Source organism: Streptomyces sp. NPDC001851, from assembly GCF_040297165.1.
Lineage (GTDB): Bacteria > Actinomycetota > Actinomycetes > Streptomycetales > Streptomycetaceae > Streptomyces.
In genome coordinates this window covers 184,288-206,857 of the sequence record NZ_JBEOYR010000010.1, presented here as the reverse complement: position 1 = coordinate 206,857, position 22,570 = coordinate 184,288, and the positions used below count along the sequence as shown (strand labels likewise).

At 73.5% G+C, this 22,570-nt stretch carries 24 protein-coding genes; 5 read left to right on the top strand and 19 right to left on the bottom strand.

Annotation, left to right across the window (positions count from 1 at the left end; all coding sequences use genetic code 11):
• The first annotated feature begins 49 nt into the window (after window positions 1-49).
• The 3 genes from ABT171_RS17265 (at window position 50) to ABT171_RS17255 (ending at window position 2,687) form a co-directional block, all read left to right on the top strand.
• Window positions 50-1,543: a bifunctional phosphatase PAP2/diacylglycerol kinase family protein gene (locus ABT171_RS17265; protein WP_351244489.1), complete on the top strand. Its 1,494-nt coding sequence runs from the start codon at window positions 50-52 to the stop codon at window positions 1,541-1,543.
• A 112-nt stretch (window positions 1,544-1,655) separates the two neighbouring features.
• Window positions 1,656-2,477 carry a class I SAM-dependent methyltransferase gene (locus tag ABT171_RS17260; RefSeq protein WP_351244487.1) on the top strand — a complete coding sequence of 274 codons (822 nt, stop codon included), beginning with the start codon at window positions 1,656-1,658 and terminating at the stop codon, window positions 2,475-2,477.
• 39 nt (window positions 2,478-2,516) lie between these two features.
• Window positions 2,517-2,687: a hydrophobic protein gene (locus tag ABT171_RS17255; protein WP_351244485.1), complete on the top strand. Its 171-nt coding sequence runs from the start codon at window positions 2,517-2,519 to the stop codon at window positions 2,685-2,687.
• A gap of 5 nt (window positions 2,688-2,692) precedes the next feature.
• On the opposite strand, the gene ABT171_RS17250 is transcribed toward ABT171_RS17255, so the two are convergent.
• The 13 genes from ABT171_RS17250 to ABT171_RS17190 form a co-directional block, all read right to left on the bottom strand.
• Window positions 2,693-2,974, bottom strand: coding sequence for a gas vesicle protein K (locus ABT171_RS17250; protein WP_351244483.1), 282 nt, complete (start codon window positions 2,972-2,974; stop codon window positions 2,693-2,695).
• Window positions 2,971-3,180, bottom strand: a complete 210-nt coding sequence (locus tag ABT171_RS17245) for a gas vesicle protein (RefSeq protein WP_351244481.1) — start codon at window positions 3,178-3,180, stop codon at window positions 2,971-2,973. The genes ABT171_RS17250 and ABT171_RS17245 overlap by 4 nt, the downstream gene beginning before the upstream one ends.
• Complete coding sequence (locus ABT171_RS17240) at window positions 3,177-3,947, bottom strand: GvpL/GvpF family gas vesicle protein (protein ID WP_351244479.1); 771 nt, start codon at window positions 3,945-3,947, stop codon at window positions 3,177-3,179. Before ABT171_RS17240 ends, ABT171_RS17245 begins: the two co-directional genes overlap by 4 nt.
• Window positions 3,944-4,279: a gas vesicle protein gene (locus ABT171_RS17235; protein WP_351244477.1), complete on the bottom strand. Its 336-nt coding sequence runs from the start codon at window positions 4,277-4,279 to the stop codon at window positions 3,944-3,946. Before ABT171_RS17235 ends, ABT171_RS17240 begins: the two co-directional genes overlap by 4 nt.
• Window positions 4,276-5,436, bottom strand: a complete 1,161-nt coding sequence (locus ABT171_RS17230) for an SRPBCC family protein (protein WP_351244475.1) — start codon at window positions 5,434-5,436, stop codon at window positions 4,276-4,278. The genes ABT171_RS17235 and ABT171_RS17230 overlap by 4 nt, the downstream gene beginning before the upstream one ends.
• Window positions 5,433-6,050 carry a DNA primase gene (locus ABT171_RS17225; protein WP_351244473.1) on the bottom strand — a complete coding sequence of 206 codons (618 nt, stop codon included), beginning with the start codon at window positions 6,048-6,050 and terminating at the stop codon, window positions 5,433-5,435. The genes ABT171_RS17230 and ABT171_RS17225 overlap by 4 nt, the downstream gene beginning before the upstream one ends.
• A gap of 2 nt (window positions 6,051-6,052) precedes the next feature.
• Window positions 6,053-6,310, bottom strand: a complete 258-nt coding sequence (locus ABT171_RS17220; RefSeq protein ID WP_351244471.1) for a gas vesicle protein GvpG — start codon at window positions 6,308-6,310, stop codon at window positions 6,053-6,055.
• 34 nt (window positions 6,311-6,344) lie between these two features.
• On the bottom strand, window positions 6,345-7,124 hold the full coding sequence (locus ABT171_RS17215; protein WP_351244469.1) for a GvpL/GvpF family gas vesicle protein: 780 nt from the start codon (window positions 7,122-7,124) through the stop codon (window positions 6,345-6,347).
• On the bottom strand, window positions 7,121-7,564 hold the full coding sequence (locus tag ABT171_RS17210; RefSeq protein ID WP_351244467.1) for a gas vesicle structural protein GvpA: 444 nt from the start codon (window positions 7,562-7,564) through the stop codon (window positions 7,121-7,123). The genes ABT171_RS17215 and ABT171_RS17210 overlap by 4 nt, the downstream gene beginning before the upstream one ends.
• Before the next feature lie 70 nt (window positions 7,565-7,634).
• On the bottom strand, window positions 7,635-8,006 hold the full coding sequence (locus tag ABT171_RS17205; protein WP_351244465.1) for a gas vesicle protein GvpO: 372 nt from the start codon (window positions 8,004-8,006) through the stop codon (window positions 7,635-7,637).
• Window positions 8,007-8,051: 45 nt separating this feature from the next.
• Window positions 8,052-8,987 carry a non-homologous end-joining DNA ligase gene (gene ligD, locus ABT171_RS17200; protein WP_351244463.1) on the bottom strand — a complete coding sequence of 312 codons (936 nt, stop codon included), beginning with the start codon at window positions 8,985-8,987 and terminating at the stop codon, window positions 8,052-8,054.
• On the bottom strand, window positions 8,984-10,831 hold the full coding sequence (locus ABT171_RS17195; RefSeq protein WP_351244461.1) for a transketolase: 1,848 nt from the start codon (window positions 10,829-10,831) through the stop codon (window positions 8,984-8,986). Before ABT171_RS17195 ends, ligD begins: the two co-directional genes overlap by 4 nt.
• A gap of 82 nt (window positions 10,832-10,913) precedes the next feature.
• Window positions 10,914-12,992, bottom strand: a complete 2,079-nt coding sequence (locus ABT171_RS17190) for an NAD(P)/FAD-dependent oxidoreductase (RefSeq protein ID WP_503075527.1) — start codon at window positions 12,990-12,992, stop codon at window positions 10,914-10,916.
• 218 nt (window positions 12,993-13,210) lie between these two features.
• Between ABT171_RS17190 and ABT171_RS17185 the strand changes: the two genes are divergently transcribed.
• Window positions 13,211-14,167, top strand: coding sequence for an LLM class F420-dependent oxidoreductase (locus ABT171_RS17185; protein WP_351244457.1), 957 nt, complete (start codon window positions 13,211-13,213; stop codon window positions 14,165-14,167).
• A gap of 27 nt (window positions 14,168-14,194) precedes the next feature.
• On the opposite strand, the gene ABT171_RS17180 is transcribed toward ABT171_RS17185, so the two are convergent.
• Window positions 14,195-14,623, bottom strand: coding sequence for a phage holin family protein (locus ABT171_RS17180; RefSeq protein WP_351244455.1), 429 nt, complete (start codon window positions 14,621-14,623; stop codon window positions 14,195-14,197).
• Window positions 14,624-14,703: 80 nt separating this feature from the next.
• Here ABT171_RS17180 and ABT171_RS17175 point away from each other — a divergent pair, with 80 nt between their 5' ends.
• Window positions 14,704-15,051 (top strand): VOC family protein, encoded by a 348-nt coding sequence (locus ABT171_RS17175; protein WP_351244453.1) that lies wholly within the window; start codon window positions 14,704-14,706, stop codon window positions 15,049-15,051.
• A 20-nt stretch (window positions 15,052-15,071) separates the two neighbouring features.
• Here the strand turns inward: ABT171_RS17175 and ABT171_RS17170 are convergent, their stop codons facing one another.
• The 5 genes from ABT171_RS17170 to ABT171_RS17150 form a co-directional block, all read right to left on the bottom strand.
• A complete protein-coding gene (locus ABT171_RS17170; RefSeq protein WP_351244451.1) occupies window positions 15,072-17,033 on the bottom strand; it encodes a DUF5107 domain-containing protein in 1,962 nt (653 codons plus the stop codon).
• Window positions 17,034-17,102: 69 nt separating this feature from the next.
• Window positions 17,103-17,663 (bottom strand): GNAT family N-acetyltransferase, encoded by a 561-nt coding sequence (locus tag ABT171_RS17165; RefSeq protein WP_351244449.1) that lies wholly within the window; start codon window positions 17,661-17,663, stop codon window positions 17,103-17,105.
• 72 nt (window positions 17,664-17,735) lie between these two features.
• Window positions 17,736-19,559, bottom strand: coding sequence for a CocE/NonD family hydrolase (locus ABT171_RS17160; protein ID WP_351244447.1), 1,824 nt, complete (start codon window positions 19,557-19,559; stop codon window positions 17,736-17,738).
• Window positions 19,560-19,684: 125 nt separating this feature from the next.
• Complete coding sequence (locus tag ABT171_RS17155) at window positions 19,685-20,608, bottom strand: S66 peptidase family protein (protein WP_351244445.1); 924 nt, start codon at window positions 20,606-20,608, stop codon at window positions 19,685-19,687.
• Window positions 20,605-22,569 (bottom strand): dipeptidyl-peptidase 5, encoded by a 1,965-nt coding sequence (locus ABT171_RS17150; RefSeq protein ID WP_351244443.1) that lies wholly within the window; start codon window positions 22,567-22,569, stop codon window positions 20,605-20,607. The genes ABT171_RS17155 and ABT171_RS17150 overlap by 4 nt, the downstream gene beginning before the upstream one ends.
• Between the last annotated feature and the right edge of the window lies 1 nt (window position 22,570).

The window sequence follows — 22,570 nt, the reverse complement described above, 5'->3', positions numbered from 1 at the left end:
CCGGCGCGGGCGGGAACAAGAAGCGGGCACTTCAGGGTAACCGCACCCCATGAGCCCAGACCTGGACCTTACTGCGCGTACGACCGGCCACGGCCCGCTGTGCCGGCTGCTGGATCTGGACGGCCGGCTGTTCGAGGCGGCCGCCGCCTGGCACTGGCCCGGCGCCGAGCGGGTGCTGCCCCGCCTCAGCCGGAGCGCGAACCACGGCGTGCTGTGGTTCGCGACGGCCGCCGTGATGGCCGCGAGCCGCACCCCGAGGGCCCGCCGGGCGGCTGCCCGGGGCCTGGCCTCGCTCAGCGTGGCCTCGCTGGCCATCAACACGATCGGCAAGCGCTCGGTGCGCCGGGCGCGGCCGGTACTGGACCCGGTGCCGCTGGTGCGGCAGCTGAAGCGGCAGCCGATCACCACGTCCTTCCCGTCCGGGCACGCCGCGTCGGCCGCCGCCTTCGCGACCGGGGTCGCGCTGGAGTCCCCGGTGTGGGGGGCGGCGGTGGTGCCGGTGGCGTTCTCGGTGGCGGCGTCCCGGGTGTACACGGGGGTGCATTTCCCGAGCGATGTGCTGGCCGGGGCGGCGCTCGGCGCGGGGGCGGCGTTCCTGGTACGGCGGCTGGTGCCGACCCGCGCCCAGGTGCGGCGGCCGGCCCGGCCGCGTGCCGGGGCGCCCGCGCTGCCGGAGGGCGACGGTCTGGTGATGGTCGCCAACCGGGGTTCGGGCAGCGCCGACCGGGTCCGGGCGCTGCAGGCGGCGCTGCCGAAGGCGGAGCTCGTCGAGTGTGCGCCGGAGGAGGTCGGTGACGAGCTGGCGAAGGCGGCGGCCCGCGCGCGGGTGCTGGGCGTGTGCGGCGGCGACGGCACGGTGAACACGGCAGCCCGGATCGCCCTGCGGCACGGCCTGCCGCTCGCGGTGCTGCCCGGCGGCACCCTCAACCACTTCGCCTACGACCTGGGCGTGGAGGACGAACGCGATCTGGCCCGTGCGGTGCGGCACGGCGAGGCGGTGCGGGTGGACGCGGGCCGGTACCGGAGCGGCGACCGTGAGGGCCTGTTCCTGAACACGCTGAGCCTGGGTGTGTACCCGGAGCTGGTGCGCGAGCGGGCGCGCTGGTCGCGCCGGATCGGTGGCTGGCCGGCCGGGGTGCTGGGCGCGCTGCGGGTGCTGCGCGCGGACCGGCATCCGCTGGAGCTGGAGGTGGGCGGTGCACGGCGGCCGCTGTGGCTGCTGTTCGTCGGCAACGGCGTCTACCACCGGATGGGGCTCGCGCCCGGCCGGCGTACCGATCTCGCGGACGGGCTGCTGGACGTGCGGGTGGTGCACGGCGGTCGCCGGCCGGCGCTGCGGCTGCTGGCCGCCGCCGCGGCGGGCCCGCTGACCCGGTCCCCGGAGCACGCCGCGGTGCAGGTGAACCGGCTCCGGCTCAGCGGCATCGCACCGGGTACCCCGCTGGCGTACGACGGCGAGGTGACGGCGGTGTCGGACGAGCTCACGGTGGAGAAGCTGCCGGAGGCCCTGACGGTCTACCGGCCGCTGCGGACGGCACTTTGACAACCCGTCAGTCCGGATCATGGTACGGGGATCTCATTATTCGGCATGCCCGCGTACGGTGACGCGTACCGGCCCGCCGTGACGGCGGCGACGAGGGTGAAGGGGAACAGCCATGCCGAAAGCGCGGGAGACCGCCGTCTACACGCACGGGCACCACGAGTCGGTGCTGCGGTCGCACACCTGGCGGACCGCCGAGAACTCCGCGGCCTATCTGCTCGGCTCCCTGAAGCCCCACATGAGGATCCTGGACATCGGCTGCGGGCCCGGGACCATCACCGCCGACCTGGCGGAACGGGTCCCGGACGGCCGTGTCACCGGCGTCGACCGGGCGCCGGGCGTCCTGGAGCAGGCCCGGGCCACCGCCGCCGCGCGGGGTCTGGCCAACGTGGACTTCGCGGTCGCCGACGTGCACGCCCTGGACTACCCGGACGACACCTTCTGCGTGGTCCACGCCCACCAGGTGCTCCAGCACGTCGGTGACCCGGTGCAGGCGCTGCGCGAGATGCGCCGGGTGACGAGGCCGGGCGGGTTCATCGCCGTACGCGACGCGGACTACGCGGCGATGACCTGGTACCCGGCGGTGCCCGGACTGGAGGACTGGCTGGATCTGTACGCGCGGGTGGCCCGCGCCAACGGGGGCGAGCCCGACGCCGGGCGCCGGCTGAGGGCGTGGGCGCTGGCCGCCGGGCTGACGGACATCACGGCCACCTCCAGCACCTGGACGTTCGCCACGCCTGAGGAGCGGGCCTGGTGGAGCGGTCTGTGGGCGGACCGGACCCTGGCCTCCGCCTACGCGGAGCGGGCCACGCGGGGCGGTCTCGCGACCGGGGACCGGCTGCGGGCGGTGTCCGAGGCCTGGCGGGAGTGGGGACGGCGGGAGGACGGCTGGTTCGCGGTCCTGCACGGGGAGATTCTGTGCCGTAAGGAAGCCTGACTGCCGGAATTCGGGAAACCCGGACTGCAGGAGGTCACTATGGTTCCCATCCTGCTGGTACTGCTTCTGGCGCTGATTCTTTTCGGGGTCGGATTCGCGGTGAAGATTCTCTGGTGGATTGCCTTGGCGGTGCTCGTCGTCTGGCTGCTGGGCTTCCTGGTCCGCAGCACCACCGCGGGTGGCGGCAGGGGCCGCTGGTACCGGTGGTGAGGTGATCAGCCGCGCGGGAGCAGCGGCCCGAGCGGCCCGAGGTCCAGGTTCAGGTCCTCGGGCCGCAGTCCGTAGCGCTCGCGCAGCTCGGCCATCCGGTCCTCCAGGAGCATCAGGGTGAGCCCGATCCGCTCCTCCTGCTCCTCGGTCAGCTCACCGGTGTCGAAGCGGCGCACGGCCTGCCGTTCCATCAGCTGGCGCAGCAGTTCCACCACCGTGAGGACCAGTTTCACCAGGTCGCGCTCGACCGTGTCGGGTTCCAGGTCGAGCCGGTTGCGCGGGGTCACAGGGCCTCCTCGGGCGGGAGCGGAACCAGTGCGAAGGGTGAGGGGACCGACTCGTTCACCGAGCTGATCAGGGCGTTCAGGTCGATGCGGACCAGGTCGACGTCCGCGATCCTGAGGGTGATGTCGCCGGTGACGACGACACCGCCGGCCAGCAGCCGGTCGAGCAGGTCGACGAGTGCGATCTCGCGCCGTTCCACGACGGTCACGTCCCGGCCTCCCCCGTGAACGAATAGGCGGCCCAGGGCCCGGTGAGTTCCACCCGGATTCCGGGTGCCTCGTCCTTTGTGCGGTCCACGAGTTCCACGAATTCCTCGGAATGCATGCGCGGGACGAGATAGGCCGCGTTGAGGACGTTGCGGCCCGGCGTCGCGGAAAGCGCGGAATTCTGCGGGGGGTGCGTCCGGGAATCCTCGGCGTACCGGCAGAGCCGCTCGTGCAGCGACCGGGCGAACCCCTCGGCGCGCTGCCACTTCTCCTCCTCGGCGTGGCTGCTCTCGCGCCGCCGGCGCAGATAGTCCCGGCCGCTGGCGGGCTTCGCGGCGACGGCGGGCCCGGCGGGGGCCGTCTCGGCGGGCTCGGGCTCCAGATAGACCTTCACGCCCCACTCGACCCGGCCGTCCAGCCGGTCGAGGATGCGCCGGAAGTCGTCCTCGCGGGCCTCGATCATCGAGCGCACCCCGCTGCAGTCCCGGAAGACGGTCGCGAGCCGGAGCGGCAGCGGGGTGGTGACCGTGGTGAGCGCGTCGATCACCCCCTGGTGCGCGCGGGCGGTGGCGGCCAGCCAGTCCAGGTCCTCCAGGTGGGCCTTGAGGGCCTCCTCACCGAAGTCGGCCTCCGGGACCTGGCTGACGACCGCGACCAGCCCGTGGTGGTGCAGCAGCCCCGGCGGGGCGCCCCCGACGCCCGTGAGCTGGGACTGCAGGGGCGTCCCGAAGGGGCGGCAGACGGCGTAGACGTAGCGCAGTCCGGTCATGGCGCCTCCTTCGGCACATGGCCCGGCTCCAGCTCCTCCAGCCGGGCCAGCCGTTCTCTGAGCTCGGCGTTCTCCCGGGTCAGCTCGTCACGGCGGGCCCGGGAGGAGAGAGCCGGGTCGCTCTCCCACCAGTCGATGCCCATCTCCTTGGCCTTGTCCACCGAGGCCACGATGAGCCTGAGCTTGACGGTCAGCAGTTCTATGTCGAGCAGATTGATCCGGATGTCACCCGCGATCACCACGCCCTTGTCGAGCACGCGCTCCAGGATGTCGGCGAGGTTGGCTCCGCTGCTGTGGCCGTACGGCTCGGGGAACCGGCTGGGCGTCGTCATCGACGACTCCTGCGCCCGGCGTACTCAGGCTCCTCTTCTTCCACGCCTTCCTCGTCCTCTTCCTCTTCCTCGTCCGGGTACTCGTCCTCTTCCTCCCCCTCTTCTTCCTCGTCCTCCTCCTCTTCCCCGCCCTCTTCGGGGGGTTCCTCCTCCTCGTAGGGCTCTTCCGCCTCGTCCCGGTACTCCTCAGGTTCCTCCTCTTCCTCCCCTTCTTCCTCTTCCTCCTCGTCCTCGTACTCCTCGGGCTCCCGCTCTTCCTCTGCCTCTTCTTCCTCTTCGGCCACCGCGTCCTCGTGGCTGCGGACCACCTCGCCGTCGCGGATCTCGCCGCGCCAGCCGTCCTCCGCCTCTCCCTTCAGGGTGATGAAACGGGCGAAGTTCTTCAGGTCCAGCCTGGCCCGGCGGCCCTGGGCGCGCCACAGATTGCCGGTCTTCTCGAACAGGCCGGTCGGGTAGTACTCCATGACCAGCAGGACGCGGGTGAGGTTCTCCTCCAAACGGTGGAAGGAGACCACGCCCTTGGTGGTGCCCTTGGCACCCTCCGACGTCCACTGGATGCGGTAGTCGGGTATCTGTTCGGTGGTCTGCGCCTTCCAGCTACGGCTGGACCAGAACACCTTCGCCTGCCAGTCGGAGTGGGTGTCGTCGGCGCGGTTCGCGCTCTTGACGCCCTTGGCGAAGCCGCTGAAGTCCTTGTACTGGGTCCACTGGTCGTAGGCGGTACGCAGCGGTACGCCGACGTCGACGGACTCCATGATGACGGTGGGCTTCTTGCCCGCGCCGCCCTTCTTGCCCTTGCTGCCGCCCAGGTTCCTGACCGCGTTCGTCACGTTCTCCTTGATGCGGGAACCGCCCAGCTCCAGCGCGGAGCGCAGGGGGCCCTTGCCCTCGGCGAGCTTGCGGCCGCCGTCGAGCGCGAGCTTGGCGAAACCCGGGCTCTTGCCCTCGGCGATGTCGTTGAGCTTGACGGTGGTCTCGCCGAGCTTGCGGCCGAGGCCGGTGAGCAACCGCTGGGCCTGGGCGGACAGGTACTCCTGGGCCTCGGCCTTCAGCCGGTCGGCGGCCTCGCTGTGGGCGAGGTCGGCGAGTGGGTTGTCCTTCGCGGCGCCTGTGGCCTTGCCGGCCGTGGACGCCGCGGATCCGAGGGTGTCGGTCATCGGTCATCGCCGCCCTTCGACGAGCGCGCACCGTGCGTGCCGGCCGCCTTCTTCTGGGCCGTCTTGCGGGCCGCGTCGGTCTTCCCGGCCGCCGCCTTCTTCGCGGGGGCCGTCTTCTTCGCCGCGGCCTTCCTGGCAGGGGTCTTCTTCGGCGGGGCCTTCTTGGCCGCCTTCTTGCCGGACGGCTTCTGCCGCCCGGCCTCCTCAGCGCTCTCCTCCCGGGGCTCGCGGTCGTTCTCCTCCCCCTCGCGGTCTCCGTCCTCCTCCTGCTCCTCGTCGGAGCCGGCCGCGGGCAGCGCCCCGGACAGCTGGTCGCGCACCTGGGAGGTACGGTCGTGCAGCCGGTCGGCGAGCGTGCTCATCTGCCGCTCGACCATCGCCCCGGACGCGGCTTTGCCGACACCCCTCAGGTCCTGGCGCAGCTGATCGCCGATCTCCTTGAACTGAGGGTTGTCGCGCAGCTGTTGCCGCGCCATCGCCGCGAGCGCCCCGGGGCTGAGGTTCAGCTTCTTGCCGGCGGCCAGCGAGCCGACCGCGAGCGCCACTTTCAGCTTCTTCGTACGTCCCAGCAGATATCCGGCCCCTACGGCGAGGCCCAGTGCCGTGCGGTTCATCATCACGTCCCGTCACCAGTGGTGTAGCCGGAGCGCAGGGCGATCTCCAGCCGGTCGAGCAGCTCGTCCTCGCGCCGGTCGAATTCCTCCTCGGTGATCTCGCCCGCCTCCAGCTGCTCTTCCAGGCGGGCGAGTTCGGCCCGTACGGTGGCGGGGTCGTAGTAGATCCGTTCCGCCTCGCGGAGTACCTGGCCGATCGCCCAGCCGCTGCCGCGCACCGGTGCGAAGGGCAGCAGCAGCACCTCCTTGATCAGTCCCATGGACTCCTCCTTCCGTCGGGGCCGGTCCCGTCGCCTAGGCCCCGGTGTCCACGCCCGTCTCCGCGCCCGCGGTGTCGGCCGCCGGCTGGGCGGGACCGGGCTCGACGAAGCTGTAGGGCGGCAGCGGGCCGTTGACGCGCAGCTCCAGATGGGGGTGGCCGGCGCGGACCCGCTCGACGGCGGCCAGGAAGTCCTCGGCCGCGTCCCGGGCCACCAGGAACGAGACGTTCAGCAGCCAGCCGGTGGACTGCGGGCCGGCGCTGACCGCGGCGGCGGCCGGCTCCAGCTCGGCCTGCACCTCGGCGGCGTCCGCGGCCTCCTTGGCCTTGACGGCGGCCGCGACCATCTCACCGAGGCGCAGCTTCTCGTCGTAACTGCCCCCGCCGCTGCGCCGGTTGGCCTCGGCGAGGGAGCGGATCTCGGCGTTCTCGGCCATCACGCGATGCAGGACGGCCTCCTCGACGTGGTGGGCCTTGACGTTGTACTCGACCCTGCCGTCCAGGGCCTTCAGCCGCTCCAGGTAGTGCTCGGCACGCTCGCCGAGCACGTGGACGACGGTGTCGTCGTCGGGGGCCACGTTCCCGAACCGCATGGGCAGCACACAGCCGCCCGCGCCGGTCTCGGCCAGCACGTTCTGGTGCGCGAGCAGGTCGCGGCGCTTGGCCCGCAGCCCCTCGGGGGCGTCGCTGACCACGGCGGCCAGCTCCCCCGCGGTGAGGATGCGTACCGGCCGGGCGGGCTCGCCCACGCCGGTCATGCCCTCGGGGAGGGCGGGGTGCGAACGGGCGGTGATCCCGTAGACGTAGGTGCTCACTCCTGCTCCTCCTTCCGGCGGGCCGTGGACTTACGGGGGCGGGTCTCGCCGCTCTCCTCGCGGCGCGAGCGGGCCCCGCCGCCCTCCTCGCGGGCCTGCTTGAAGGCGTCGGAGATGGTCTCCGCGGCTCCGGACAGGGCGCCCTTCGACTTGCCGCGGGCACCGGACTCGGTGATCTCGCCGACCAGGTCGGGCAGCCCCGGGCTCTTGCGGGGTCCGGCCTCCAGGTCGAGGCGGTTGCACGCCTCGGCGAACCGCAGGTAGGTGTCGACGCTGGCCACCACGACCCGTACGTCGATCTTCAGAATCTCGATGCCGACCAGGGAGACCCGCACGAAGGCGTCGATCACCAGTCCCCTGTCCAGGACCAGTTCGAGTACGTCGTAGAGGCCGCTGCTGCCGCCTCCGCCTCCGGTCTGCTGTGCCGGGACAACGGTCATGCCGGCCGTTCCTCCTCCTGAGTAGTCGGTGCCACGGTGGCTGCGCGGACGCGGCAGAGGGTGCGGCGGCCTACCGGCCGCCGGGGCGGCGCGCGTCGGCCCGCCCGCGTTCGTAGCGGCGAACGCGCCGGTAACCGGTGAGCTGGCCGTCGCCGTCCAGCTCGACCTGGTAGCTCGCCATCAGGCTCATCGTGTCCGGCACCCTCGCGAGTTCGAGGACCTCCACCTCAAGCACCCATCCGTCCTCGGTCTGCTCGAAGGAGGTCACCGACTCAGGGGCCAGCCCGGTGAGTTCGGTGAGCTGGGTCCGGGCCTGGCGCAGCACCTCGATGAGGGCCGGCCGCCGCTCTTCCGCCTTGCTCCGCGTGTCGTTCTGTGGCTCCTGTGAGTCCTGGGTTTCCCGTGAACTCTGTGACTGGGATGTGTTTTCTGTGTTCGACATGGCCACCTCCCCCTGCGGGTGGCCGCTCATCCCCTGGCCAAACCTTCAGGAGCGGATGTCCGCGAGCCGCCTCCGGGCGGGGCCCAGGCCGCGCCCGCGGCTCGGCAGGCCGGCCCAGGGGCCGGTGCGGGCCTGGTCGAGGGCGTCGGCGATCGTCCAGCGGCGTGCGTCGACCCCGGGGTCGTCCAGCTGCTCCCAGGCGAGCGGTACGGCGACGGGGGCGCCGGGGCGGGCCCGGACGGTGTACGGGGCGACGGCGGTCTGCGCGTAGGCGTTGCGCTGCACGTCGAGGTAGAGCCGGTCGCCGCGGTCCTGCTTGCGGGCGGCGGTGGTGAGCCGGTCCGGGTGCCCGGCGGCGGCCACCTCGGCCACGTCGCGGGCGAATCCGCGGACGTCGTCGAAGTCGTGGCGGCCGTTGAGGGGGACGACGAGATGGAGTCCGCGCGAGCCGGTGGTCATGGGCGCGGCGGGCAGCCCCAGCTCCTCCAGCAGCTCCCGCAGCCATCCCGCCGCCTCACGGACCCGGGCGAAGTCGTCGCCGGGGGGATCGAGGTCGAAGACCAGCCGGTCGGGATGGTCGGCGCCGCCGGCCCGGTCGGTGCGCGAGAGCCAGCGGTGCAGGGTGAGACAGGCCTGGTCGGCGAGGTAGAGCAGGGTGGCGGTGTCGTCGCAGACGACGTGCGTGACGGTGCCGCCCTCCTTGGCGACCTCGGCCCGCTCGATCCAGTCCGGGTAGTGCTCGGGCGTGTTCTTCTGCATGAACCGCTGCCCGTCGACACCGTCCGGATACCGCTCCAGCATCAGCGGACGGCCCCGCAGGTGCGGCAGCAGGTGGGGCGCGACGGACCGGTAGTAGTCGGCGAGGTCGCCCTTGGTGTACTCCTCGGCGCCCCCGCGGCCCGGGAAGAGCACCTTCCCGGCCCGCTGGATCACCACCGAACGGCGGCCCGCCCGCAGGGTCCGCGCGCCGGGGTCGCTCATCGCACGACCGCCTCCTCCACCAGCAGCTTGGCCGCCGCCGCGATGCCCACGGCGTCGATGCCGGCCGCGTGCAGCTGCTCGTCGGGCGCCGCCGAACCCGGCATGGTCCGCACCGCGAGCCGGACCAGGCGGGGCACCGGCCGGCCGTCGGCGAAGGCCTCCGCGACGGCGTCGCCGAGGCCGCCCTCGGCGTGGTGGTCCTCCACGGTGAGCAGGCAGCCGGTCTCCTCGGCGGCCCGGCGCAGCGTGTCCACGTCGACGGGCTTGACCGAGTACAGGTCGATCACCCGCACCGGGATGCCGTCCTCGGCGAGCCGGTCGGCCGCGGCGAGTGCCTCGGGCACGGTGACCCCGGCCGCGACGACCGTCAGCCGGTCCTCCTCACTGCTGACGAGCGTCTTGCTGCCGCCCACCGGGAACTCCTCGTCGGGGCCGTAGATCACCGGCGTCTTGCCCCGCGAGGTGCGCAGATAGCGGATGCCGTCGAGGCCGGCCATGGCCGCGACCAGCCGGGCGGTCTGGTTGGCATCGCACGGGTACAGCACGGTCGAGCCGTACACGGAGCGGAACATCGCCAGGTCCTCCAGCCCCATCTGCGAGGGGCCGTCCTGTCCGATCGCGACACCGGCGTGCGAGCCGACCAGGTTGATGCCGGAGCCGCTGATGGACGCCATCCGCACGAAGTCGTGGGCGCGGGTGAGGAACGCGGCGAAGGTGGAGGCGTACGGCAGCAGGCCCCGGGTGGCCATGCCGACCGCCGCGGCGACCAGCTGCTGCTCGGCGATGTAGCACTCGAAGAACCGCTCGGGGTGCGCCTTGGCGAACTCCTCGGTGCGGGTGGAGTCGCCGACCTCGCCGTCCAGGGCGACGACGTCGCCGCGGGAGGTACCGAGTGCGGCGAGGGCCGCGCCGAAGGCGTCCCGGGTCGCGACCTCGTCGCCCTCGTCGTAGCGCGGGAGCTGGAGCACCTCGGTGGTCAGGTCGCGCAGCGCGGCGGCGGCCGGCGGCTCGCTGACCCTGACGTGCAGCTCGCGCGGTCCGCCGAGTTCGGCGATGGCCTCCTCGGCGTCCGGCAGCGGCTTGCCGTGGTGGCCTTCGAGATCCTCGACGGCGGCGACGCCCTTGCCCTTGAGGGTGCGGGCGAGGATCACGACGGGCTGCCCGGCCGTGGACAGCGCCTCGCCGTAGGCCCGGTCGATCTTGTCGACGTCATGGCCGTCGATCTCGACGGTGTGCCAGCCGAAGGCCTGGAAGCGGCGGGCGTAGGCGTCCAGGTCGTGGCCGTGCCGGGTGGGGCCGCGCTGGCCGAGCCGGTTGACGTCCACGATCAGGATCAGGTTGTCCAGGTGCTCGTGCCCGGCGTGTTCGGCGGCCTCCCACACCGAGCCCTCCGCCAGCTCGCTGTCGCCGCACAGCACCCACACCCGGTAGCCGGTGCGCTCCAGGCGCTTTCCGGCGAGGGCGATGCCGACGCCGACCGGCAGGCCCTGGCCGAGTGATCCGGTGGCCGTCTCCACCCAGGGCAGCCGCCGGGGCGTCGGATGCCCTTCGAGCCGGCTGCCGATCCTGCGGAAGGTGAGCAGCTCGCCGTCCTCGATGGCACCGGCCGCCTTGTACGCGGCGTACAGCAGCGGGGAGGCGTGTCCCTTGGACAGTACGAAGCGGTCGTTGGCGGGGTGTTCGGGGCGTTCGAAGTCGTAGCGCAGATGGTTCGCGAGGAGGACGGCCATCAGGTCGGCGGCGGACATCGAGGAGGTGGGGTGCCCGGATCCCGCGGCGGCGGACGCCCGCACACTGTCCACGCGCAACTGCTGTCCCAGTTCTGCGAGTTCGGCGGTGTTCATGAGTCTCCTTGCACAGAGTCGAGTGTGGTCCGAGGGGCGGCACGGCCCGATGGACACCGACCAGCCCTTCAAGGCAGCCCGGTCACCGGGCAGCGGAGTCCGGAGGGCCGGCCCGCTTGACGGGGCCGGGACCGGGGGCGGGGTGGCCGGGGGCATCGGCGCGCCTTACGGGGCCGGGGGCGGGGTGATCGGGCGGATCGGTACACCGAACCGGGCCGGGGGCAGGATGGCCGGGCGGATCCGTTCGTCTGACCGGGCCAGGGGCGGGGTGATCCGGCGGATCGGTACGCCTGACCGGGCCAGGGGCGGGGTGATCCGGCGGATCGGTACGCCTGACCGGGCTGCGGGAAGAGTGGCCTGGGGCATCGGAACGCCTGACCGGGCCGGGAGCAGGATGCTCGGGCGTATCCGTACGCCGGACCGGGCCGGGGGCGGGGTGATCCGGCGGATCCATACGCCTGACGGGCCCGGGGGCGGGGTGATCCGACGGATCCATACCTCTGACGGGCCCGGGTGCGGGGTGGTCCCGGCGCACGGTGGCTGCCGGCTCGCCCATCGGCTCAGGGCCGCCTGCGCGTGTGGGGCCCTGCGTCCGCTGGGGTCCGCCCGACCACCCCGGCTCCACCGTGCGTTCCGCGCCGCCCGACGGTCCCCGCCCACCCGCCTGGCCTGGCCCGGCCGCCCCCGCCGGCTTCTCCGCGCGATGCGCTCCACCCGCGCCTCCCGGCCCGCCCGCACGATCCCGCGCGCCCGACGGCCCCGGCCCTTCCGCGCCTTCCGCGCCGCCCCGCCGTCCCGACCCCTCGGCGCGCTGCGCGCCGCCCGGCCGTCCCGGTGCCTCCGGCTGGTCCGGTCGGTCGGATCGGGCTGGTCCGGTGGGGACGCGGGCCAGTTCGGGGGAGGCCGTGTCCAGGGGGACCGACCAGGAGCGGACGAGGCCCAACTGGACGGCCTGGCCCGGCAGTACGGCGTCCAGCAGCCAGTCGGCGGCCACCCGGGCGCGGCCCGCGGGCAGCGCGGCCAGATGGTAGCCGCGGGTGACCGCGCCGGCCGCCGGACCGGACAGCGGGATGCCGAACGGGTTGGCGGCGGCCCGCCCCCCGCCGAGGTCGACCGCGAAACCCAGGTCGTGGTGCCGGTAGGGCCGATGGCGCCGGCCGAGGCCGAGCGAGGCGGCGACGTTCTCCCCCGCCACCCGGCCCTGCCGCCACGCGTGCTGGGCCGTCATGGGGGTGAACGAACCGGGCCGCTCCAGGTCCGGTACGGCGGCCGCGTCGCCGCAGGCGAACACGTCCGGCCGGCCCGGCACCCGCAGATGCGGGTCCACGATCAGCCGGCCCCTCTCCAGTGGCTGCCCGACGGCCTCCACCAGCGGGTCCGGGCGTACGCCCACGCACCACACCAGGGTCCGGGTCGGCACGAACTCCCCGTCGTCGAGCAGCACCCCGTCATGGGTGGCCTCCTTCACCGACGTACCCGTCCGTACGTCCACCCCTCGCGCCCGCAGCACCCGGTCGGCGGTGCGGGACAGCCGCCGGTCCAGCTCCGGCAGCACGCGTTCCGCCACGTCCAGCAGCAGCCAGCGGGGCCGTGTCCCGGCGGGCAGCGGGTTCCGGCGCGCCAGCCGGTCGGTGAGCAGCTGCATGTGGGCGGCGACCTCGGTACCGGTGTAGCCGGCCCCGGCCACCACGAACGTGCACCGGGCGGCGCCGGTCTTCGCGTCGGTCTCGGCGGCGGCGAGCTCCACCTGCCGGGTCACGTGGTCCCGCAGGTACAGCGCCTCCGGCAGCCCGCGGAAGCCGTGCGCGTGCTCGGCGACCCCGGGGACGGGCAGCAGTTTGCTGACGCTGCCGACGCTGAGCACCAGCCGGTCGTACCCGAGGGTGCCCGTGCCGCCCTCCGGGCCGGTGTAGTGGACGGTGCGCCCGTCCAGGTCGACGCGGTCCGCCTCGCCGAGCACCAGCCGCACCCCGCGCAGGGTGCCCGGCAGCGACACGGTGACCCTGCGGGCCTCCAGGACGCCGGCGGCGACCTGGGGCAGCAGCGGCAGGTACAGGAAGTAGTCGGTCGGGTTGAGCAGGGTGAGGTCGGCCCGGTCGCGGGTCAGGCGGGCCAGTGTGCGGGCGGCCCGGTACCCGGCGAATCCGGCGCCGACGATCACGACGTGAGGTCGGCTCACGGTGCGCCTCCGGCGGTGTGGCTCGTCCGAGGCCTTCCGCGTAACCGGGGCCGGGCCACCCAAACTCCGGGCGGGTCACCCGTACGCCGGTCCCGGTACCCGAACGCGGCACCGCCCCCGTTTCGCGCCGGGGCCCCCGGTTACCCGGGCCCGGGCCGGATCACACCCGGACCGGTGGCGCCGACACGGAAGTACGTTCCATGCCCGAGTACGGCTATTTCCTGGCGAGCGAGGAGCACGACCCCGCCGCCCTCGTCGAGCAGGCCCGGATGGCCGAGCAGGCGGGCTTCCAGGCACTGTGGATCTCCGACCACTTCCACCCGTGGAACGACGCGCAGGGGCAGAGCCCGTTCGTGTGGTCGGTGATCGGTGCCCTGTCGGAGGCGGTGTCGCTGCCGGTCGGGACGGCGGTGACCTGTCCGACCGTGCGGATGCACCCGGCGGTGACGGCGCAGGCCGCGGCGACGAGCGCGGTGATGACCGAGGGCCGGTTCCGGCTCGGCGTCGGCACGGGTGAGGCACTCAACGAGCACATCCTCGGCGACCGCTGGCCCCCGCTGCACGTCCGCCTGGAGATGCTGGAGGAGGCGATCCAGGTGATGCGCCGGCTGTTCACCGGCGAGGAGGTCGACCACCACGGCACGCACTACACCGTGGAGAACGCGCGCCTGTACACGGTGCCCGAGGAACCCGTCCCGATCGACATCTCCGGTTTCGGGCCGAAGGCGACGTCGCTGGCCGCGCGGGTGGGCGACGGCTACATCACGATGATGCCGGAGGAGGAGATGGTCACCCGGTTCCGCAAGGGCGGGGGCGGGGCCAAACCGGTCAGCGGCGGGACGAAGGTGTGTTACGGCACCGACCGCGACGACTGCGTGCGTACGGTGCACTCGCTCTGGTACAACGAGCTGCTGCCCGGCGAGATGGGGCAGGTGCTGCCGTCGCCGCGGCACTTCGAGCAGCTGCACGAGCTGGTCACCGAGGACATGGTCGGCGAGAAGGTGGTGTGCGGGGACGACGTCGAGCAGCATGTGTCCACGCTGAAGGCGTTCGGCGACGCCGGTTTCGACCGGGTGTACGTGAACCAGATCGGGCCGGATCAGCGGGGGTTCTTCGACTTCTACCGGACCAAGGTGCTGCCCCAGCTGGGGCGATGACGGCTGGGGCGATGGGGGATACGGGCCTCAGGCCCGGTGGTGGCCCGTGTCCCCCGTGCCCGGGGGTTCCGTCGGCATCGGCGGGTACGGCACGCCCAGGCCGCTCGGCGGGGCGGCCGGCGCGGTGCCGCCGATGACGCGGCCCGGTGCGGAGGGGTGACCCGGCTTCGGGTGGGCGGCCCCCCGCAGCGCGTACGCGGCCGCGCCCAGGATCGCCGCCGTGATCAGGGCGGCGGCCCAGCCGGGCAGGCCGATCGCCAGGGCGAGGCCCACGGCCAGGGCCACGGCGGCGCCCGCGTACAGGGCGGCGGCGCCGGACGCGGCGTAGAGCAGGGCGGTGCGGCGCTGCTTGCGGCTCTGCTCGCGCAGTTCGTCGCGTACCGTCTCGCGTGCCACCTGTGCCAGCTCTTCGACAAGGTGCTTGTCCAGGTGTTCCAGGTGATCCAAACGGTCCATGCCCTGCGGGTACCCGGCGGACACAGCGGGTAACGCGGGCGGCCTGCACGGCCGGGGCCGCCCCAACTAGGCTCGGACGCATGGAGATTCTGGGCGCTTCGCTGCGCATCTGCGTCGACGACCTCGACACCGCGATCCCCTTCTACGAGCGGCTGGCGGGCGGCAGAGCCCTGCGTTTCGAGCGCGGCGGGGTCCAGGTCGCCGCGATCGGCTCGTTTCTGCTGATGAGCGGCCCGGAGGCGGAACTGGAGATCCTGCGCCGGGTGGCGGCGACCATCGCGGTCGAGGACGTGGACGAGGCGCACCGGCTGCTGACCGATCTCGGTGCCCGGATCGTCGCGGGGCCGGTGCCGACGCCGGCGGGCCGGAATCTGCTGGCGATGCACCCGGACGGGTCGGTCTTCGAGTACGTCGACCAGTGCGGCTGACCGCCCGGCCCCACCGCCGCTCAGGGCGTCTCGGGCCGCATCCGGAAGTCGTGGCGGGCGGGCAGCGGCTCGTCGGTGAGGCGGGCCCACAGCCGGCCGATGGTCTCCTCTCCCTCCCGCAGGTCGGCGACCTCGAACCCGGCGTCGAAGACGGCCCGTGCCTCGCCGGGCCGTCCCTCGGCGAGCAGCAGTTCGGCTTCCAGGAGCCGGAACCGGCCGCGTTCGCGGACGGCGGGCAGCAGCCGGTCCCAGACGGCGCGGGCGTCCGCCGTCCGCCGCACCCGCAGCAGCGCCTCCAGGGCTTCCCGGCCGAGCGCGGCGACGGCGGCGGTCCATGCGCCGCCGTCGTCGCGGCGCTCGCGGCACAGGTCGTCGAAGGCGTCGGCGTATCGTTCGGCGGCTCGTTCGTGGTGGCCGGACTCCTGGTCGGCGACGGCCAGACAGCGCAGCAATGGCCACAGTGACGGGGCGAGGGGCAGGGCGCGCTCCCAGCTGCGGACGGCCTGGGCGCGGTCGCCGGCGTGCCACTGGGCGATCCCGAGGTGGTACTCGGTGTGCGGGGTGGCGGGCGCGGCCTCCAGCATGTCCCGCCAGTGCGGGGCGACGAGCGTCTCGTGGGGCGGCCGTACCCGGCGCGGCTCGGGCAGGGAGCCGGTGCGCAGCAGGTCCCGCCAGGGTGCCTGTGGCTCGCCGAGCGTGGCCTCGGGGAACGGGGTGCCGGGCAGTTTCCAGTCGGCGCGCAGGACTTCGAGGGCGCCCCAGCCGGATCCGGTGGCCAGCGTCTCGCCGGGTTCGGTGTCGGCGTACGGTTTCCACGCCGCGTACGCCTCCTCGACCCGGGTGCGGGGCAGGGCCGACTCCAGCCGCTCCCCGGCCCCTTGGACGGCCCGCGCCCACTCGCCGTCGGGCGACGCGTCGAGCGGGCCGTACGCCTCCAGCCAGGCCACCTCGCTCTCGGCCTCCAGCCGGACGTGTTCCAGCTGGGTGCGGGCGAGTCCGGCCTGGATCTCGCAGTAGCCGCCGGTGCCGGGTTCGGTCAGCCACTCCTGCCAGCGCCGTCCGCCGGGCCGGTTGCCCCACACGAAGAGCTTGCGGCCGCGCAGCACGTCGGTGGAGGTCTGGACGAGCCCGTGCCCGTCGGCGTCCAGCGCGGCGATCCAGCGGCGCTGGCCGTCCGGCATCTCGTAGAAGTAGTCGGCGGCGTGGGGGCTGTTGAGGGGGTAGGTGCGGTCGATGCCGTCGTACGAGGGGACCGGCACCCGGCGCAGGCGGCGCTCGTAGCCGAACTGCCAGGCCTCGGTGGCCGGGGCCAGGACCCGGCGCTCCTCCGGCACCGCGATGTTCGACCACCAGTACGTCGGCACCGGGCGTTCGTGCGGGTTGCGGATCCGGACGCCGGCGTAGAGGAAGTCGGAGCCGTCGGGCAGCCACAGGTCCACCTGGAAGGGCAGGTCGCGCAGCCGCTCCCACTCCCACAGGCGCAGCATCTCTCCCCCGTCGGGGGCGGGGACGCGGGCGGCGTGCAGGGGGGCGCAGGAGAGGGTGGTGTGGCCGGTGGCACCGATGTTCCATTCGATGCCACCGGAGTACCAGGCGCCGTTGAGGGCGAAGCCGGCGGGCTGGAACACCGGGTTGCGGTAGAGGAGTTCACGGCCGGTGGGCAGGTGGAGCAGGGAGGCGATGCGGCCGCCGAGGCCGGGCAGGACGGTGGCGCGCAGCCGGTCGTTCTCGATCACCAGGGTGTCGAGGGCGCGGGGTTCGCGGGTTCTGCCGTAGCCGTCGCGGACGCGGACCGGGAGCAGGCTGTGCAGCGGCTCGTGGCCCAGCCGGCGGGCCATGTCCCGGGGCATGCCGTCCCGGTCGCGGTCGTCGATGCGCTGGAGCTCGTCGAGGGGGCGCAGTGGGGGCAGCGGGTTGTCGGGGCCCAACTGCGCGGCGGGCAGCGTCAGTACCTCACGTCGGATCCTCGTCACGATGACCATGGAACCCGGCGGTGCGGCACTCGGCCAGGGGACCTGCTGGTCAGGATTGCGCAAAGGCGCCCGTGGCGCTCACCGGGCGGGCCGCATCTCAGCGGTGAGCGCCCAGCGCTCGTGGTCGCGCCAGGCGCCGTCGATGTAGATCATGTCGGGTGAGAAGCCCTCGTGCCGGAACCCGGCGCCCCGGGCGAGTGCGAGGGAGGCGGTGTTCCCCGGCTGGGCGTTGATCTCCAGCCGGTGCAGTCCCAGCGGCCCGAAGGCGTACCCGATGACCAGGTCGAGGCCCTCGCGCATCAGGCCGCGCCCGGCGGCGTGGGCGAAGGCGCCGTAACCGAGGGCGCCGCACTGGAAGCCGCCGCGCACGATGTTGTTGATGTTGATGAACCCGGCGATGACGGCGCTGTCCCCGGTGCCCTTCTCGCACACCAGGAAGCCCTCCTTGGTCGGGTCCTCGGCCAGCCGTCCGGCGTAGGCGGCGTAGGCCTCCTCGGTGTCCGGCGGGAACAGCCAGGGCCGGTGCAGGTCCTTGCTCTCGCGGGTCCGTGCGGTGAACTCGGGGCCGTCCTGCGGGGTGAAGTGACGGATGGCCACGCGGGGACCCTCGGCGAGGTAGTGGGGTGCGGTGTGCGGCATCGGAGCATCGTACGTCGCGGGCCGTACGGTCGCCCGGTTTTCCCACCCCGCCGGCCTCGCCCCGGGCCCGGCTCAGCCGCCGACGGCCGGCAGCCGCAGCACCCCGGTGTCCCCGGGCGCGCTGGCCACGGTCACCGGTTTGATCCCCCGGTTGCCGAAGTAGGCGTCGTCGCTCGCCGCGATCACGAACCGCAGCCGGTGCCCGGGCGCGTACCGGTGCACGATGCCCGGCAGGGTGACGGTGAAGCTCCTGGTCACGTCCGGTACCCGGACCGGGGCGACCAGCCGGTGGACCAGCGTCTGGGTGCCGTCGGGCGCGACGTCGTACAGCTTGGCGAACAGCACCAGCCGGTCGGCGGCGTCGCCGGAGTCCTGGGTGCGTTCGGCCTGCGGGGAGACGACCCGGAGGGTGGCCTGCGGGGCGCCGACGACGTCGAGGTTCCCGGTGAGGGCCGCGCTCGTCCAGGCGAGGAAGGTGCCCTCGGTGTCGTACGGCTGCGGGTCGGGCAGGCCGAGGGATTCGATCAGGGAGCTTTCCGAATGACTCGTCGGGAAGGGGCCGTTGGTGTAACTGCGGCTGCCGCGGACCACTTCGGTGCGGTGGCCGACCAGCTTGCCGTCCCCGGAGAGGTAGAGGGTCCGGCTGAGGGCGGGGACCCGGCCGGCGGTGGCGTAGGTGTGGGCGGGGTCGTCGATCCAGTCCCGGTAGTAGGCGAACGCGGGACCGGTGTCGGCGCTGTCGTCCTTCTTCAGGTAGCGGTCGAACCAGGCGAGGATGCGCCGGCCGACATAGCTGGACCCCAGGTCGCCCCCGGCCATGCTGAGTTCGCCGGGGGCGGGGGCGGTGATGCCGCCGCTGTGCCCCCAGGACTGCCAGATCAGCGCGGCCGGGGTGCCCTGGGCCCTGAGCGTGCGGTAGCTGGCCGTCGCCTCGTTGAGGTTGAACAGGGTGTCGGCCTGGCCCTGGACGAGCAGGGTGGGCGCCTGTACGCGGCGGAGGTAGCCCGCCGGGGAGACGCTGCGGGTGTAGGCGAGCAGCCGGGCGGTGCGGTCGGCCGGGTAGCTGCCGGAGTTGAGGGTGCGGACGGTGTCGCAGACGCCGGAGACGAAGTGCAGACAGGCCAGCGAGTTGATCCGGGACGGATCGAGGTCCGGGACGGTCAGCGGCTGGCTCTCGCCGACCAGGTAGAAGCCGTTGGTCCACTGCCACTTGAAGGCGCCGGGCACCCGGGGGGCGTCGACGGCGTTGTTCGGGTCCAGGGCGTAGGCGAGGTCGTGCCAGGTGAGGAGCGGGGCGAGGGCGTCGACGCGGTGGTCGACGGAGGCGGTGGCCAGCTGGATCGCGCCGCCGTAGGAACCGCCCATCATGCCGACACGGGGGTCGCCGGGAGCGTCGAGGGTGACGAAGTCGGCGCGGGTGCCGTCGTCGGCGGTGCGCTTGCCGCCGAGGAAGTCGACCAGGCTGGAGGCGGCTCTGCCGTCGATGCCGGGATCGTCCAGGGAGATCAGGCAGCCGGTCCGGCCGAAGCCGAGGCCGGAGTAGACGAGGGAGACGTAGCCGCGCTCGGCGAAGACCTTGCCGATGGCGTCGGTGGAGCCGTCCGACTTGCTGCCGCCGAAGCCGTTGGTGCCGAGGACGGCGGGCGCGGGGTGGGCGTGGTCGGCGCCGGCGGGACGGTACAGGTCGGCGTCGACCGTACATCTGCGGCCACCGGCCCGGACGGTGAACGTCAGCGGGGTGACGGTGTACCGGCCGGCGGCGTGGGCCGGGCCGGCGGCGAGGGTGAGCGGGGCGGTGAGGGCCGCGCCGAGGAGCGCGGCGAGCGCCTTCTGTCCTAAGGCGGCACGGGGTCGGGACGCGCGGCGGCGCGCCGGTCGGGGTGCACGTCGGGGCACGGGGTCCTCCACACTGAGGCACACGGGTACCGGCCGGCAGGTCCGGCCGGAGCTTGTGTTGACACGTGTCAGGCGCGGCTCGATCGACGCGCGCGGGGTTGTTGACGGGGATTCAGTGGACGCGATCAGCGCAGCGCGGGCTCGTCGAGCGTCAACGTGGCCGTGTCCGCGTCGAGTTCGGCTGCGACGCCGAAGGGTATCGTCAGCGCGCCGGCGCAGTGGCCGAAGCCGAACTCCTCCGCCACCGGTACACCGAGCGGGCCGAGCCGGTCGGCCAGCAGCGGCCGTATCGCCTCGTAGCGGGAGCAGTCCTCCCAGGAGCCGAGCAGTACCCCGTGCACCCGCTCCAGCCAGCCGGCGCGCAGGAGTTGGGTGAGATACCGGTCCAGCCGGTACGTCTGCTCGCCCACGTCCTCCAGGCACAGCAGCCCGCCGGCCGCCGAGGGGCGCGCGTGCGGGGTGCCGAGTTCCGCGGCGAGCAGGCTCAGACAGCCGCCGAGGGTGACGCCTCGTGCCCGGCCGGGCACGAGGGCCCGGCCGCCGGAGGCGATGGTGCGGACCGTCTCGGGCGCGAAGAGCGTGGCCCGCAGATGCTCCTGCGCCCGGGCGTTCTTGACGAAGTCGACGCCGGCCGCCATCGGCCCGTGCAGCGTGGCCAGCCCGAGGCGGGCGGCGAAGGCCTCGTGCAGGACGGTGACGTCGCTGAACCCGACGAAGACCTTCGGCCCGGCCGCCCGCAGCGCCTCCCAGTCGAGCAGGTCGATCAGGCGCTGTGCCCCGTACCCGCCGCGGGCGCACAGCACCGCGTCCACCGCCGGGTCGCACCAGGCGCTCTGCAGGTCGGCGGCGCGGTCGGCGTCCGTGCCGGCCAGGTAGCCGAACTCGGTGTGCCGGTCCAGGACATGGGGTGCGGGCACCGGGTCGAGGTCCCAGCCGCGCAGCACGTCGAGCCCTGCCTGAAGCCGCTCCTCGGGCACCGGCCCGCTGGTGGCGACGACGGCCACCCGGGCGCCCGGGGCCAGCCGCTTCGGCCGTGTCAGTTCCTTCACGCGTGCAGCTCCAGTCTCGGAACCCCGGGCACGTCCAGCCCGAACACCTGGGCGTACAGGGAGATTTCAGCCTCCAGGGCGCGGATCATCGTATCGGCCCGCCGGAACCCGTGTCCCTCCCCCGCAAAGGTGATGTAGGCGTGCGGCAGGCCCCGGCCCGCGATCCGGGCGAGGAGACGTTCGCACTGGGCGGGCGGGCAGATCACGTCGTCCAGGCCTTGGAGCAGCAGGAACGGCACGGTGAGCCGGTCGGCGTGCGTGGTCGGCGACCGCTCGGCGTACCGGGCCGGGACCTCGGCGAGCGGTCCGATCAGCGACTCCAGGTAGCGGGACTCGAAGTCGTGGGTCGCGCCGGGGCCCCAGGTGGCCAGGTCGAGGACCGGGTAGACGATGGTGCCGCAGGCGTAGACATCGGTCGTGGCCAGGGAGGCGGCGCTGGTCCAGCCGCCGGCGCTGCCGCCGCGGATCGCGAGCCGGTCCGGGTCGGCGGTGCCCTCCTCGGCGAGGGCGCGGGCGACGGCGGCGCAGTCCTCGACGTCGACCACGCCCCACTGCTCGCGCAGCCGCTCGCGGTAGGCCCGGCCGTACCCGGTGGAGCCTCCGTAGTTCACCTCGGCGACGCCGATGCCCCGGGAGGTGAAGTAGGCGATGGTGAGGTCCAGCACGAGTGGCACCCTGCTGGTCGGGCCGCCGTGCGCCCAGATGACGTAGGGCGGTGCCTCGCCGTCGGGCGCGGTCCGTCCGGGGTGGTGCGGCGGGTAGACGTGGGCGTGCACCTCGCGGCCGTCCGGGCCGGTGAAGGTGCGGATGTGCGGCTCGGGGTAGTAGGCGGGGTCGACGGCGTCCCGGTGCCGGGCGCCGATGGCGCGGGCGTGGCCGGTGGCGGTGTCCAGCTCGACCACTTCGTATGCGGAGCGCGGACTGGCGCCGACGCCGACCACGCGCCCGCCGTGGACGGCGAGGGTGGCGCCGAACTCGGTCCATGGTCCGGCGGCGTCGACGAGCTCGCCGGATTCTGTATCCAGTATTCCGAGTACGGTCGACCCCCGACCGTGTACGACCGCGACCAGACCGTCGTCCAGCGGCGCGAACCAGCGCAGGCCCGGCTTCCACAGCGGGCCGGCGAACTCCTCCTCGCGCGGGCACAGCGGGGTGCCGTCCCGGTACAGGTTCCACCAGCCGCTGCGGTCGCTCGTATACAGGAGACGGTTGTCCGTCGACCATTCGGCCTGCGCGATCGCCTCCTCGGGTCCGCCGGCGACGGTGTCGACGGTATGCAGTGTGCCGTCGGCACCGATCTCGGCGACGAGCAGTTCCGTTCCGTCCCACGGCATGCGCGGATGGTCCCAGGCGAGCCAGGCCGCCCGGCGGCCGTCCGGCGAGACGCGTGGGCCGGTGACGAACCGGCGCCGGGCGTCGGTGAGTTCACGCACGGCGGACCGGTCCTCGGCGGCGGAGCCGTCCAGCGGTACGGCCGCCAGGACCCGCCGCAGGTCCGAGGGGCCGTCGCCGGTGAACTCCTCCAGCACACACCACACCTCGCCGCGCGCGAGGTCCAGGTGGGGGTCCGCCCAGCGCAGGCCGCCGCCCACCGAGGACAGGGGGGTCAGCGGGCGCGGCTCGCCGCCGGGCTCATAGCGGTACAGCCGCTGGTCGGCGAAGTGCGTGAACACGATGAGCGGTCCGCCGTCGGCCACCGCGCCGGTCCAGGGCCGGCCGCCGTACTCCACCACCCGGTTGCGCACGTTCCACGGTGCGGGCAGCACCGCCTCCTCCGTGCCCTCGGCCGTGCGCCGCACCAGCGTGCGCCGACCGTCCTCGGCCGGCCGGGGCTCGGTCCACCACACCTCGTCCCCGACGAAGCCCACCCACTCCGGCTGCCCGTCGTGCGCGGCGGCCAGCTCGGCGTCGATGGGCGACGGCCACGATCCGTACGGCGACGTCAGCACCTCGTCCCCCACC

Excerpts from the sequence above, each read along its gene's own strand:
- ABT171_RS17265 (WP_351244489.1), top strand. The coding sequence starts at position 50 with ATGAGCCCAGACCTGGACCTTACTGCGCGTACGACCGGCCACGGCCCG.
- ABT171_RS17260 (WP_351244487.1), top strand. The coding sequence starts at position 1,656 with ATGCCGAAAGCGCGGGAGACCGCCGTCTACACGCACGGGCACCACGAG.
- ABT171_RS17255 (WP_351244485.1), top strand. The coding sequence starts at position 2,517 with ATGGTTCCCATCCTGCTGGTACTGCTTCTGGCGCTGATTCTTTTCGGG.
- ABT171_RS17240 (WP_351244479.1), bottom strand. The coding sequence starts at position 3,947 with ATGACCGGACTGCGCTACGTCTACGCCGTCTGCCGCCCCTTCGGGACG.
- ABT171_RS17235 (WP_351244477.1), bottom strand. The coding sequence starts at position 4,279 with ATGACGACGCCCAGCCGGTTCCCCGAGCCGTACGGCCACAGCAGCGGA.
- ABT171_RS17230 (WP_351244475.1), bottom strand. The coding sequence starts at position 5,436 with ATGACCGACACCCTCGGATCCGCGGCGTCCACGGCCGGCAAGGCCACA.
- ABT171_RS17225 (WP_351244473.1), bottom strand. The coding sequence starts at position 6,050 with ATGAACCGCACGGCACTGGGCCTCGCCGTAGGGGCCGGATATCTGCTG.
- ABT171_RS17220 (WP_351244471.1), bottom strand. The coding sequence starts at position 6,310 with ATGGGACTGATCAAGGAGGTGCTGCTGCTGCCCTTCGCACCGGTGCGC.
- ABT171_RS17210 (WP_351244467.1), bottom strand. The coding sequence starts at position 7,564 with ATGACCGTTGTCCCGGCACAGCAGACCGGAGGCGGAGGCGGCAGCAGC.
- ABT171_RS17205 (WP_351244465.1), bottom strand. The coding sequence starts at position 8,006 with ATGTCGAACACAGAAAACACATCCCAGTCACAGAGTTCACGGGAAACC.
- ligD (WP_351244463.1), bottom strand. The coding sequence starts at position 8,987 with ATGAGCGACCCCGGCGCGCGGACCCTGCGGGCGGGCCGCCGTTCGGTG.
- ABT171_RS17195 (WP_351244461.1), bottom strand. The coding sequence starts at position 10,831 with ATGAACACCGCCGAACTCGCAGAACTGGGACAGCAGTTGCGCGTGGAC.
- ABT171_RS17185 (WP_351244457.1), top strand. The coding sequence starts at position 13,211 with ATGCCCGAGTACGGCTATTTCCTGGCGAGCGAGGAGCACGACCCCGCC.
- ABT171_RS17180 (WP_351244455.1), bottom strand. The coding sequence starts at position 14,623 with ATGGACCGTTTGGATCACCTGGAACACCTGGACAAGCACCTTGTCGAA.
- ABT171_RS17175 (WP_351244453.1), top strand. The coding sequence starts at position 14,704 with ATGGAGATTCTGGGCGCTTCGCTGCGCATCTGCGTCGACGACCTCGAC.
- ABT171_RS17170 (WP_351244451.1), bottom strand. The coding sequence starts at position 17,033 with ATGGTCATCGTGACGAGGATCCGACGTGAGGTACTGACGCTGCCCGCC.
- ABT171_RS17165 (WP_351244449.1), bottom strand. The coding sequence starts at position 17,663 with ATGCCGCACACCGCACCCCACTACCTCGCCGAGGGTCCCCGCGTGGCC.